This is a genomic window from uncultured Campylobacter sp. (assembly GCF_937980635.1).
Lineage (GTDB): Bacteria > Campylobacterota > Campylobacteria > Campylobacterales > Campylobacteraceae > Campylobacter_B.
Genome location: NZ_CALJPG010000016.1, coordinates 1 through 12,473, shown reverse-complemented (window position 1 = coordinate 12,473; position 12,473 = coordinate 1). Strand labels below are relative to the sequence as shown.

The following is a 12,473-nucleotide window of genomic DNA, read 5'->3' as shown; positions in this document are numbered from 1 at the left end:
GCTCAGTGGTAACAAAATGGTAACTTTAAAGCTAAATTCTGTATAATCGCCGAAATTTTACACGGAGAAATCATGCATTATCTACGAATTAACGGGGGCAAAAAACTAAGCGGTAGCGTCAAAATAAGCGGCGCAAAAAATGCCGCACTGCCGCTCATAGCCCTATCTATTCTTTCAAAAAACGAAGTCGTAATTAAAAATTTACCCGCAGTTTCCGATATCCACACGCTAATTCAGCTACTTTCAAATTTAGGCGCAAAGTGCGAGTTTCTTGACGCCAACACCGCCAAAATCGATCCGCGCGAGGTAAACTCGACCAAGGCGATCTACGACATAGTGCGTAAAATGCGAGCTTCGATCTTAGTGCTGGGGCCGCTTTTAGCGCGGTTTAGACACTGCGAGGTAAGCCTTCCCGGAGGCTGCGCGATCGGCGCCAGACCGATTGATCTGCACCTTAGCGCGCTTGAAAAGATGGGCGCGGAGGTTAAGATCAAGCAAGGTTACGTGGTTTGCACCGCAAAAAAGGGGCTTAAGGGCGCGACTATAAATTTTGACAAAATTACCGTCACCGGCACCGAAAACATCGTAATGGCGGCGGCCTTAGCAAGCGGCACCACTCATATCATAAACGCGGCAAAAGAGCCCGAAGTAATCGCCGTTTGCAACGCATTAAAAAGCACAGGTATCGACATAGAGGGCATCGGCACGAACGAGATCCTCATCAAAGGAAGTGGCGGAGAGCTTTTAAGCTTGAACGAAATTTCGATCATTCCCGATCGCATCGAAGCAGGCACCTATCTGTGCGCAGGCGCGATCACCGGCTCTCGTATCACGATCACGCACGCTTGCGCGGCTCATCTTGGCGCTGTGCTTGCAAAATTTGAAGATATGGGCTTTAAATTTGAAATTTCAAACGGCGGCGACGAGATCACGATCCTGCCCGCTTCAAAGATAAAACCCGTAGAAATCATCACGAGCGAATATCCGGGCTTTCCTACCGATATGCAGGCGCAGTTTATGGCGCTGGCGTGTGTAGCCACGGGCGTCAGCACCATCGACGAGAGGCTTTTTGAAAACCGCTTCATGCACGTTAGCGAACTCTCAAGAATGGGCGCAGATATCCGCTTAAACGGACACATCGCGACGATCAGCGGCGGCAAGCTAAACGGCGCGGACGTGATGGCGACCGATCTGCGAGCTAGTTCGGCGCTCGTTTTAGCCGCCCTTGCGGCGCGCGGCGAGAGCAAAATACATAGAATTTACCACCTAGATCGCGGCTACGAGAGACTAGAGGCTAAGCTTGGTGCGCTTGGCGCGGACATACAGAGGCTGGAGGAATGAGGACTTCGGAATAAAAATCTTGTACAAATAAAGCGATGCGGAATTTTACACAAAACGCGTTTAAAAGCCACGCTGCGTAAGCACCACGTAAATTCTATCAGCAGCAATGCATTAATCGCTAAAGCTAAGTGTGGCGAAATTTTAAAGGCAAATCTTGGTAGAATTTCAAGGATGAGTCTCTTTAAATTTAAATAGCAAGTTTTGGTAAAATTTAATGAACGAGCCGTGGTGGAATTCTTTAAGCAAATGTGAGTGGAATTCCTAGGGCAAAGCGGAATTCTACGAGCTATATGCTTTGAAATTTTAAGCAACGCTCGCAGTAAAATAAGGCAATTGAGCTCATAAAATTTCGCGCATTTATTTGGGTAAATTTTGCTTTGCAAGCTTTGGCGCAACATAAAATTTAAGACCACGCGAGATATTAACTGCGCGAATTTTAAATGTAAAAATGATAAAAAGGACTTAAAAATGATAGGAATAAATGAGGCTATAGATTTGGCTACGGCTAGAATCACATCAAGCAAGCAAAGCGAAAAGGTACCTCTTCCCAGCGCCCTAGGTCGCATTCTTTTTAGTGATATTTCAGCGATTAAAAACCTACCCTGCTTCGATAATTCGGCGCTTGACGGCTATGCCTACGCGGCGGACTTCAAAGACGAAAAGCTAAAGATCGTAGAGCCTACGATTTTTGCGGGAGATGAGAAATTCTACGAAATAAAGGCTGCACAAGCGCAAAAGATAATGACCGGCGCGCCAATGCCTGCAGGCGCGGACTCCGTCGCGAGGCTAGAGGATGTAGACGTGCAAGGCGGAACTCTAAAAATCCCTGCTTCCGTTCATGCCCACGACGGCTTTCGTAAAAAAGGCGAAGAAGTGCGTGCGGGCGAGCTTTTATTGCGCCGTGGCGAAATTTTAAACCCTGCCAAAATCATGCTTCTTGCCGCGCAAGGAATTTACGAAGTGGACGTTTACGCGCGTCCTAAAATCGCTCTATTTTCAAGCGGCAACGAGCTAAAAGAGCCGTGGCAGAGCGCAAGTGAGCGCGAAATTTATAACGCTAACTCTAGTGGCATTGCTGCATTGCTGCAAAAATACGGCTTTGAAAATGAGTATTTAGGGATTTTAAAGGATGATTTTAGCGAGGTGTGCGAGGCGCTAGATACTGCTACGCGTAAATTTGACGTGCTAATTACCAGCGGTGGAGCAAGTGCCGGGGAGGCGGATTTTATGCAAAGCGCTATGAGTGAACTTGGATTTTTGCAGGTTTTCGATCACATTGATATCAAGCCCGGCCGCCCCAGCAAGTGCTTCGCAAAAGACGGCAAATTCGTCTTTGCAATGGCGGGCAATCCGATGGCTGCTTTCGTGCTTACGCGCGCAGTCATACTGCCGATCTTATTTAAGCTTAGCGGCGCAAGCGAGGCTTTTAGCGCAGAAGCGGCGATCTATGCCAAGCTCGCAAGCGATCTGAAGCTAAAAAGCGGCAGAGTAAATTTAACCGTAGGCGCATATGAAGGCGGAGTTTTTACGCCTATGCCGTCGCCTTCTGGGCGTATCAGACCGCTGGCTGCGGCATCGCATTTTTTCTTGGCTGATCCCGAATGCGACAAAGTTCGCGCTGGAGAAATCGTAAAAATTTATGAAATTTAAGCGAGAAATTATTGACAAATGAAAATTTATAGGCTACAATCGCGCTTTATTTTTACCGCATGCGGGAATAGCTCAGTGGTAGAGCGCAACCTTGCCATGGTTGATGTCGCGAGTTCGACTCTCGTTTCCCGCTCCATCTTAATTTCAAATTTTAAAATTCCTTCCGCCGCGTTTGTTTTTAAACTGCAAAATTTCGATATGAAAGCCTTTAAATGAGAATTTTAGTTTGCATAAGCGGCGCGAGTTTTTGCGAGATCGGGCTTGATCTGCTTAAATTTCTTGCCAGCTCGCCGCATGAAATTCACGCCGTACTTACACAGGGCGCGCGCCGCGTCCTGCGCGCCGAAAGCGGCATAGACGCGGACGAGGTCTTAAAATCCGCGGAATTTAGGAGCGTAAAATTTTATCCCGACGACGATCTGAGCGCGCCGCCCGCTTCAGGCTCGTTCGGCATTGACGCCACAATCTTTGCGCCCTGCTCTATCGGCTCTTTGGCTAAAATTTACGGCGGGCTTTGCGACAGCTTAAGCACCCGCGCCGCTGCAGTCGCGTTAAAAGAGCACAAGCGGCTGGTTCTTGGCGTGCGCGAGATGCCGCTTTCTGCGATCAGCCTGCGCCAGATGAGCGAGCTAGCCGCGCTCGGCGTCATCATCGCTCCACCCGTGATCGCAGGTTACTGCGGCGTGCAAAATTTAAAAAATTTCATAATCGGCAAGTGGTGCGACGCGCTGGGCGTGCAAAACGAGCTATTTAAAAGGTGGCAATAATGCAAAACTCAAGAAAATGTATCTATCCGGGCACCTTCGATCCTATCACGAACGGTCATCTGGACGTCATCAAGCGCGCGCTAGGGCTTTTTGATGAGGTTATCGTCGCAGTGGCGCTCAACGAGAGCAAGAAGCCCTACTTCAGCCTAAAATCCAGACTAGAGATGGCGCGAGCCGCGACACGCGAACTTCGCGGCGTGAGCGTGCAAAGCTTTGATAATCTACTCGTGGATTTCGCCAGATCCTGCGGCGTGCGCTTCGTTATCCGTGGACTCCGCGCGGTTAGCGACTTTGAGTACGAGCTGCAGATCGGCTATGCAAACGCCTCGCTATGGGAGGAATTTGAGAGCGTGTATTTGATGCCGACGCTCAAAAACGCCTTCATCTCAAGCTCGATTGTCCGCTCCGTTTTGAGCCACGGCGGCGACGTTTCGCACCTCGTGCCGAGCGAAATTTTAAAATTTTTAAAAAAATGAGCTCGCAAGCGACTGAAATTTAGCCTGAATTTAGCTCGCAGGCGCAGCTAAATTTAAAATTTACAAACCACACGGGAGATAAAATGAACGAAGCAATGGATGAGATAGAAAGACTGCGAACGTTTTTAAAAAGCGTGAGAGATGAATACAAAGCCCTAAATAAAATAGCCGAAGCGCAGGTCGTAAGTAGGCGCTGGGCGTCTGGTAGCTATATCAATTTAGAGCCGTTTTATTTCGAATATAACCGCTTCTCAAAGGGCAAAATTTTAAAAGCTAAACCAAAAAAGATCGTAAACGCCTACGAATACGGCTTTGATGCGCAAGATCGCGTCGTTTTTGAAAGACAACATGACGGCAAAAAAAGTTTCTTTGAAAGCCTTTATTTTTGGGGGCGGGACGAAGTTTTAAAATATCATTTCGGTTGCTACAATAAAAGATGCGTAGGATGCTTCAATATAAAAAGATTTATCTATGAAAATGGCGAGCTAAAGTCCATCTACTCGGCCTTTGACAACAACGCCTATGGGATAGAAAATTTTACTTACGAAGGCGGCAAGCTCGCACAAAGACGGGAGTATGTAGAGCACCCTCGCGCAGGCAGAAGGAATGACGTAACAAACTATGAATTTGACGCAATGGGCGAGCTAAGCTTAATAGTCGAGGGCGGCTACGTGCACTACAAAAAACCTGATAAAAAAATGAGCTACAAAAAGCTCTATGAGCTCGCCGCTCAAAGGCTGCTGCCCGCGATTAAAGAGACGATCAAAAAGCACGCGCCCGCCTGTAAACTCTACTGCATAAATTTAGCTTGCGACAATAGGAGTTTGCCGCCGATCATCGGATTCGGCTCGCAAGAACAGCGCGCGCAGTGGCTTGCGCGAAAGGACGGTTGGCTTCTTTGGCTTGTTCCTGATTACGAGTTTCGAGCCGAGGTCGAAGTAGACTACGAAACGGCGAAAATTTTTGATCTTTTCAATCAAGAAACGCAGCTAAATGATAAATATGCGCAGGCTAAAAAGCTCATTTGGGAGTGCGTGAAGCAGCTCAAAGCAGGTCTTGGCGAATTTGCGCTTGATATGACGGATGATTTTACGATCACGGCCACCGATTGCGATCTTGGCGATCTGAGGAAAGATTTCATAGCGATAAATCCCGAGCTCGTAAGCACGTATAAGGGCAAAATTTAAATTTCATCGTCGCGATTTTATCATTGCGCGCAGCGTTTGCCCACCCGCACTGCCAATAAACATACCCTACGCCGAATGATGCTGCCGCCCTACTCCGCCAGAAGCGCCGCCATTTCCGTCTAGCGCCATACGCTTCGTATGGTACATGTCCTGCTCTGTATGATGACGCCTTGCTTCGCCCAACGTGCCATTATTCTATCCGCACGACGCGCCATCTTTATCGACTGGCGTCCTGCTCCGCTCGGTATATGTCCGAAAGCGCAAAATTTACTCACCGCCTATTCGGCGCATCCGCCCAAGCGCTAAATTTAACCGCGAGCCGTGCCGCAAAGAGTAAGAGCCGAGCAACAAAGCGCCCGATAAATTTTATGCCGAAAAATAAAAATCGGCTCGCACAAGCTCTCGTAGAAGCCCGATTTTGAGGCGAAATTTTACGCCCCGCTGTTAAAACAAGCCGCTATTTAGCTATAAGCTTGTAAAATAACGCACAAATTTAAAGGCGAAAAATGTATGTAATATTCGAAGGTATCGACGGCGTGGGCAAAAGCACGCAGATAGCGCGGCTGGCGGCGGCTTTTCCGCAAGCGATCGTGACTAAGGAGCCCGGCGGCACGAAGCTTGGCGAGGCGGTACGAAGCCTCGTTTTGGGCGAGGATTTTAAGTGGCGGCGCGGCAGCATAAATCTGCGCGAGGTCTGCGGCGAAATTTCAAAGCGCGCCGAGCTGCTTTTATTTCTCGCAGACCGCGCCGAGCACTACGAGCGCGTGATAAAGGGCGGCGCGGACAGGCTCGTGCTAAGCGATCGCGGCTTCATCTCGGGGATCGCCTATGCGCTGGCAAACGACGAAAACGCGGATCTTAGCGAGCTTATCGCGCTTAACAAATTTGCGCTTGGGGGCAAATTTGCAGATAAAATCGTGCTGTTTTCGGCGGACGAGAAGCTCATCGGGCAGCGGCTAAAAACGCGCGCTAGCAGCGATATAATCGAGGCTCGCGGGCTAAAATACCTAATGCGTGTGCAAGATCTTATGGCGCGGGCATGCGCGGCGTGCGGCGTCGAGACCCTGCAAATCGACGCCGCACAGTCCGAAGAGGTGATCTGCGATCAGATAAAAAATTTCATACTTTCTTAAAATTTTAAGGCGTGGAATTTTGCCGCGATAATTGATTTCTGAGCCTTGCCGTGAAATTTTAACTATGGAATTCCGCCCATAAAATTTCATCTCCAAATTTCGTTTATGGAATTTTACAGGCGCAGTTCTAGGGAAAATTTCATGGGCGAAATTTGTTTTATAATTTCGCAGTAAAATTTAGCCACGGAATTCTGTCTTAAAATTCCGCCGCAGACTGAAAAAGCGCAAAATTTCATAAGCGAAATCCGCACACGGAATTTTAATCCGCGGATTTGCGGGCGGAATTCCGCTTAAGCTTTAGATTGAAAGGATAGCGATGAAGATGTTAAAGTTTGTTTTACGTAAGATTTTTAAATTTATATTTCTGTTTTGGGTGGTCATAAGCTCGCTTTTCGGCACATATATGATCGCCGATAAATTTTTCGGCCGCACCGTCGTAGCCTGGACGCTCATCCGTGATTTTAGCAGCGCTTCGCTGGATCTGAAGGATTTTAGCGTCAGTGTCCGCTTAAGAGCTACCACTATCGGCGGACGATTATGGCGCGACGAGCGCGAACCGAAGCCCGACTTCTCGGACGACAACTCCACCGGCGCCCCGTATGAACTAAGTATAAATTTTGACCACGTGAGCGCGCCCGAGATCGTGCTAAAAAACATCAAACTCGAGCAGGTGCAAAGCGGACGCGTCGTTTTTGAAAAAGATAAGCTAGAGGTGCCGATAGAGATGGGCTATAGCGGTTACAAAAGCGGCGGATTGGAGATACCTGATCTTGATTCTGCGCATGTCAAACACAGACTGAGCGCCGAAATATGCGTGCCTGACGGCGCTTGCACAAACTTCGTGCATTATTTCTTGCCGTACAGACATGTAGAGGACACAGCGGCTCTGCGGGGTATTTTTTAGCCGCAAAAGATTCGGCGTGAAATTTTAAAACATAAAATTTACGACGGCATGGGTTAATTTGGCGGAATAAACGAGTAAATTATCAATGCCGCAACGCGGTATGGTTTATTTGCGTGGCAGGATTTTGCCACTCGCCGTATTTGTGCAAAACAAAATTTCAAAATTTCGCGGCGTATAAAATTTATAGCATGGCGCGGAATTCTGCCCGGCAAAATTTATGCCCTATTCCGGCACCGATAAATAGATCTGCTAACAAATCCTGCGAGACAACAATCTATAAAATTATAAATTTACAATGCAGCGATTTGGTATAAAATTTTAAAATTACCGGTAAAAATATCATAATTAAAAAAGCGCGTTACATATTATAAAATGCGCTTTGTTATCATTCGCTCTTTTATAATTTTCAGTATTTTTGCTAGCCGTTTTAAAAACGCTTTGCAAAATTTAGAGCTAGATTAAAGCTCAAAATACGCCTGTTACGTATTCCTAGACCTATTCAAAATTTTATACTTCTTAAAAATCAAAATTTCAAGCATTTAAAATTTATCCCTAAATTTAAACTGCAATTTAATTAAACATTAAAAATCTTTGTATTATTATTCGCCGCGTTAATAATCAATTCTATAATCATTAAAGGAAATATGAATGTTTAGAAGATTCTCTCTCTATGCCTCGCTGCTCTTTTATGGCTCGCTTTACGCGGAAGAGCCGACCAACTCACAAGAACTGGGAACTATCCAGGTAACGGGCAATGTCGATTCGCAAAGCGTAGCCGAGCAAAAGGTTGGCGAAACTAAAACTACCGCGCAGACTATCAAGAAGCAGCAGATCACCGATAGCAGAGACTTGGTGCGATACCAAACGGGTATCACGGCAGTCGAAACAGGTAGATTTGGCGCTAGCGGATATGCCGTTCGCGGCGTGGACGAAAACCGTGTGGCTATCACGGTGGACGGGCTTCGTCAAGCGGAGACTTTAAGCTCGCAAGGCTTTAAAGACCTCTTTGAGGGGTATGGAAATTTTAACAACACAAGAAACGGCGTAGAGATGGAAAACGTCAAAACGGCCAATATCACCAAAGGAGCCGATTCCATAAAAGCGGGAAGCGGCGCACTCGGCGGATCGGTTATGTTTGAAACCAAAGACGCCAGGGATTTCTTGACGGAAAAGAATTACCATTTCGGCTTTAAGCAGGGCTATCAAAGCGTCGATAGTCAAAATTTTCACTCCTTCACCGGTGCAGCTAGGTACGGCTGGTTTGATCTTTTGGTTATAAACACCGATAGGCACGGACATGAAAGAAAAAACTATTTCTACGACATATATGATAGCAAAGAGGACAAACTTCATATAGGAAAAACTCGCGAAAAAGCAGACCCATATACCATAACCAAAAAAAGCACGCTCGTAAAGGTGGGATTTCAGCCGGGCGATGAGAATAGATTTTCCGTTGCGGTGGATAACTCAAAGCTCAATTCCGACGGCGAAGACCTATCTTACACGCTCAGGCTCGGCAGTCGCCCGGGCGCTCCGGAACGATACGGAAGCAGGACGAACCACGACAGCTCCGATCGAAGAAACGTGCAATTCAGCTACGAAAATTTCAGCGAGACGCCGCTTTGGGATCACGTTAAAATTTCATACTCGAAGCAAAACATTAAAAATCGCGCGATCAATAAAGAGGGTTGCCAGGGGAGCGCCTGCCAGCAAACACAAAATCCATCGGGAATGCATCTAAATGAAAACTCAAGTGGATATGATCTCGTAGATAAAGATAATAAGCCACTTAGTGTCGATCCTACTCCTGGTGGTTGGCAAGAGGGCGCTATTAAAGATGGTTCTGGCAATGCGCTTTCCCGTTATTCCGATTATACAATCAAAGATGGACTTTATTTAGATTGTTCCAAAATAGATTGCAATAAAAAATTTAAAGTATTGAAAGAAACATACGATGGGGATACTTGGGATTATAACTATGAATTGGTAGAAAGAGAGATAGAAAAACATACTCTTCCCGACGGAAGGGTTTACGGAACTATAAAAAAAGATTCCAGCGATGCAGACGATATGACGAAAGAACATAAGTTATTTTTTCTAACTCCGTATACAGATGGCTATAATCGTATAATATATTCCGATAGGACATTAGAGACCAATACCCAGCAATTAAATTTGGATTTTGATAAAGAGCTTAACCTATTTAACGTCATTGATAACTCCATATCATACGGCGGGCTTTTTGATAGAACAGATAAATCCATGATCAATAGAGACGGATTTTATGAAGGAAATTCGCAATGGTGGAATGATATATTTTTTGGCAAAACAGCCAAGGGAGTAATAAATCCGGATTGGAATAGGCTTGGAAGATTAAGAAATAATACTACTGACATTAACACCTATCTGATTCCGGTGCAAACTACGACTACGGCGGGTTATATCGGGGATGAAATTCAAATCACCAAATATGTAGGCTTTGATCTTGGCTACCGCTACGACAAGGTAAAGCATAAACCAAAATATACAGGTTATCCCGAAGTGCCAAGGGGTATGATAATAGGTCTTTGGGTGCCCTATCCTTATAATCCTTTTGACGGAACCGGAACATATAGCTATAAATCCTCTTATGGAGAAGAGAATTATCAGCAAAATTTAAAATTTCTACTAAGAGAGAAGGAATACAAAAGCGGATCATATAAACTAGGTCTAAATTTAGACCCGCTGGATTGGATGAGGATACAACTAAAGGGCTCCAAGGGCTTCCGTGCTCCGACATCGGATGAGGCGTATATGACCTTTAAGCATCCAGACTTTTCTATCCGTCCAAATATCGATCTGGAAGCCGAGATCGCAAGGACGAAAGAGATCGCTCTTACCTTTTATAGCGAGAGAAGTCGCATAACTTTTGATGTTTTTAAGACGGATTATAAAAATTTTATCGATCTTGAATTTTTGGGAAATTTACAAGTCGTAGATCAACAGATACCGTATCCGTTTTATCAAAACGTAAACCGAGATAGCGCCAAAGTGCATGGATTTGAGATAAATACCCATCTGGAGCTCGGCGATGTATCGGAGAGCCTGGAGGGATTTAGGCTGGGGTATAAATATAGCAGACAAAAAGGCAGAATGTCGTGCGCCAGCAACGGCTCAAACGCCAATAATTCAAACTCCGGATGCAGCAGGGGCGAAGAGGTGCCTATGAATGCGATCCAACCGCCTACTTCTGTTTATAATATCGGCTATTCCACGCCAGGCGACAAATATGGCATTGATCTTTTCATCACCGACGTAGGAGCCAAGAAGCGCAAAGATACCTACAATATGTATTGGAAAAGCCAAGTCGAAAGAACGGATCCGTATTGGGGACACATCGATGCTTCTATAGTAAACGGAGAGCCCGTAACCGATAATACCAAAGGTTGGCGAAGCGGTGATTATACGGTAGTGGACGTTATTGCTTATGCAAAGCCGCAAAAAAATTTTAACTTTAGTCTAGGCGTTTACAACCTAACCAACGCCAAATATATCACTTGGGATAGCGCGCGCTCGATCAGGGCTTTCGGAACGGTCAATATGATCGATCAGGCGACGGGTGCGGGCATCGGCAGGTTTTACGCGCCGCGCAGAAATTTTAGATTTAACTGGGAGATAACGTTTTAAATCGTCGCTTATTGGGTCGATTGCTTAGACTCTAGTGCGAAGCGCGATTTAAATTTATCCGAAATTCCGGCTCAAACGAGCTTTAGTTTGTTTGAGCTTCCACCAGCTTTAAAATAAACGGCGAACGATTAAAGGCTTAGGAGCACGGAAATTTTAAAAATGTAAAATTTGCAGCGGTATGCTTTATTCGCGTGGCGGAATTTTGCCGCTTCCGTATTCTCGCGAAACGGAATTTTAAAATTTCGGGCGCATAAAATTTATAGCGCAGTGCAGAATTCTGCTATGCAAAATTTGAGGCTACGTAATTATAAAATTCCGCACTGTGTATTTATGCGGCGGAGTAGCGCTATTTCTTACGACGCTTGCGCCACGATGAGAGTTTTTGCATGCAAGTGGAGTAAACCATGCATATCACGCACACAAACGCAAGCACCACGCAAGAATAGAAAAAATCACTCAGGCTTGCCGTTTTATCCTTAATAAATATCATATAAATCCAAACCAGCACCGCAATCGCAGCAACACAAGCAATCAATACTGCCCAAAATAGTCGCGCTAAGCTAAGTAGTCTCTCGGCAAAGTTAAACACCAGTTGTGTCAAACGAGGTGCGCGGCTCTTAATAGCGCAGGCGGCTGCGTAAATGTATGCCAGAATTATCATCGCAACAAACGCAAGCGCCGCGCAAGTGTAGAAAAAATCGCCTAGGTTTGGGAATGCGTCTTTTTTGGGCGCAAGGTAGATCGCGTAAAACACCGCCGTGACGAAAAAAATTAGACCAAACGTAATCAAAATGTCCCAAACTAAATATAGCGCGCGTCTTGCGGCATCCAGCACGCTCAATTCAAAATCGCGGGCATATTCCAAAGGCATTCTGTGACGCTCGACCTCCAAGGCGACGAGGCTGCCTAAATATCCCTGCTCGCAGTATTTTACGCGCACTAAATCGCCCTGCTTAAACGAGAACGCCCTGCAACGCATACGAAAGCGAACGCCGCCGATCTCAAAAAGCACGAGCGTCTCGATCTCCTGCCTAAGGACGCGGATGCGCAAGTTTTTTATCCTGCCTTCGATATAAGGCTGCTTATTTCGCATAATCCTCCAAGATTAAGTTAAAAATTTCGCGCTGTTTGCCCGGCGTCGTTTATTCAGCTAAAAAATCCTCTCATTTTTTTTTCTGCAAAGCTCCACAGCGCAACGGAATTCTGCGCGGCAAAATTCTAGCTTTTAAATTTCATGCGGCAAGATATATCTGATCACAAGCTTGGTTTTAAAATTTTTCGCTAAATTCCGCCGCGCTTATCGGCGGCAAATTTAATATGGCTAGCTTTACGAGCGCGGTTTGCACCGC

The 12,473-nt window shown here is 46.0% G+C and carries 9 protein-coding genes and 1 tRNA gene; 9 read left to right on the top strand and 1 reads right to left on the bottom strand.

Annotated elements, in window-relative coordinates; translation table 11 throughout:
* Positions 1 to 72: 72 nt before the first annotated feature.
* The 9 genes from murA (at position 73) to Q0460_RS03140 (ending at position 11,124) form a co-directional block, all read left to right on the top strand.
* On the top strand, positions 73 to 1,341 hold the full coding sequence (murA, locus tag Q0460_RS03180) for a UDP-N-acetylglucosamine 1-carboxyvinyltransferase (RefSeq protein WP_299084772.1): 1,269 nt from the start codon (positions 73 to 75) through the stop codon (positions 1,339 to 1,341).
* A 468-nt stretch (positions 1,342 to 1,809) separates the two neighbouring features.
* On the top strand, positions 1,810 to 2,991 hold the full coding sequence (locus Q0460_RS03175) for a molybdopterin molybdotransferase MoeA (RefSeq protein ID WP_299084769.1): 1,182 nt from the start codon (positions 1,810 to 1,812) through the stop codon (positions 2,989 to 2,991).
* Between the two features lie 61 nt (positions 2,992 to 3,052).
* A tRNA-Gly gene (locus tag Q0460_RS03170) sits at positions 3,053 to 3,127 on the top strand.
* A 76-nt stretch (positions 3,128 to 3,203) separates the two neighbouring features.
* Positions 3,204 to 3,758, top strand: a complete 555-nt coding sequence (locus Q0460_RS03165) for a UbiX family flavin prenyltransferase (protein WP_299084766.1) — start codon at positions 3,204 to 3,206, stop codon at positions 3,756 to 3,758.
* On the top strand, positions 3,758 to 4,234 hold the full coding sequence (gene coaD / locus Q0460_RS03160) for a pantetheine-phosphate adenylyltransferase (protein ID WP_297924057.1): 477 nt from the start codon (positions 3,758 to 3,760) through the stop codon (positions 4,232 to 4,234). The genes Q0460_RS03165 and coaD overlap by 1 nt, the downstream gene beginning before the upstream one ends.
* 83 nt (positions 4,235 to 4,317) lie before the next feature.
* Positions 4,318 to 5,421 carry a hypothetical protein gene (locus Q0460_RS03155; RefSeq protein WP_299084763.1) on the top strand — a complete coding sequence of 368 codons (1,104 nt, stop codon included), beginning with the start codon at positions 4,318 to 4,320 and terminating at the stop codon, positions 5,419 to 5,421.
* A gap of 506 nt (positions 5,422 to 5,927) precedes the next feature.
* Positions 5,928 to 6,554, top strand: coding sequence for a dTMP kinase (tmk, locus tag Q0460_RS03150; RefSeq protein ID WP_299084761.1), 627 nt, complete (start codon positions 5,928 to 5,930; stop codon positions 6,552 to 6,554).
* A 316-nt stretch (positions 6,555 to 6,870) separates the two neighbouring features.
* Positions 6,871 to 7,458: a hypothetical protein gene (locus Q0460_RS03145; protein WP_299084759.1), complete on the top strand. Its 588-nt coding sequence runs from the start codon at positions 6,871 to 6,873 to the stop codon at positions 7,456 to 7,458.
* A 648-nt stretch (positions 7,459 to 8,106) separates the two neighbouring features.
* Complete coding sequence (locus tag Q0460_RS03140) at positions 8,107 to 11,124, top strand: TonB-dependent hemoglobin/transferrin/lactoferrin family receptor (protein WP_299084757.1); 3,018 nt, start codon at positions 8,107 to 8,109, stop codon at positions 11,122 to 11,124.
* Between the two features lie 346 nt (positions 11,125 to 11,470).
* Here the strand turns inward: Q0460_RS03140 and Q0460_RS03135 are convergent, their stop codons facing one another.
* Complete coding sequence (locus Q0460_RS03135; protein WP_299084754.1) at positions 11,471 to 12,217, bottom strand: hypothetical protein; 747 nt, start codon at positions 12,215 to 12,217, stop codon at positions 11,471 to 11,473.
* Positions 12,218 to 12,473 lie beyond the last annotated feature (256 nt).

Excerpts from the sequence above, each read along its gene's own strand:
- murA (WP_299084772.1), top strand. The coding sequence starts at position 73 with ATGCATTATCTACGAATTAACGGGGGCAAAAAACTAAGCGGTAGCGTC.
- Q0460_RS03175 (WP_299084769.1), top strand. The coding sequence starts at position 1,810 with ATGATAGGAATAAATGAGGCTATAGATTTGGCTACGGCTAGAATCACA.
- Q0460_RS03165 (WP_299084766.1), top strand. The coding sequence starts at position 3,204 with ATGAGAATTTTAGTTTGCATAAGCGGCGCGAGTTTTTGCGAGATCGGG.
- coaD (WP_297924057.1), top strand. The coding sequence starts at position 3,758 with ATGCAAAACTCAAGAAAATGTATCTATCCGGGCACCTTCGATCCTATC.
- Q0460_RS03155 (WP_299084763.1), top strand. The coding sequence starts at position 4,318 with ATGAACGAAGCAATGGATGAGATAGAAAGACTGCGAACGTTTTTAAAA.
- tmk (WP_299084761.1), top strand. The coding sequence starts at position 5,928 with ATGTATGTAATATTCGAAGGTATCGACGGCGTGGGCAAAAGCACGCAG.
- Q0460_RS03145 (WP_299084759.1), top strand. The coding sequence starts at position 6,871 with ATGAAGATGTTAAAGTTTGTTTTACGTAAGATTTTTAAATTTATATTT.
- Q0460_RS03140 (WP_299084757.1), top strand. The coding sequence starts at position 8,107 with ATGTTTAGAAGATTCTCTCTCTATGCCTCGCTGCTCTTTTATGGCTCG.
- Q0460_RS03135 (WP_299084754.1), bottom strand. The coding sequence starts at position 12,217 with ATGCGAAATAAGCAGCCTTATATCGAAGGCAGGATAAAAAACTTGCGC.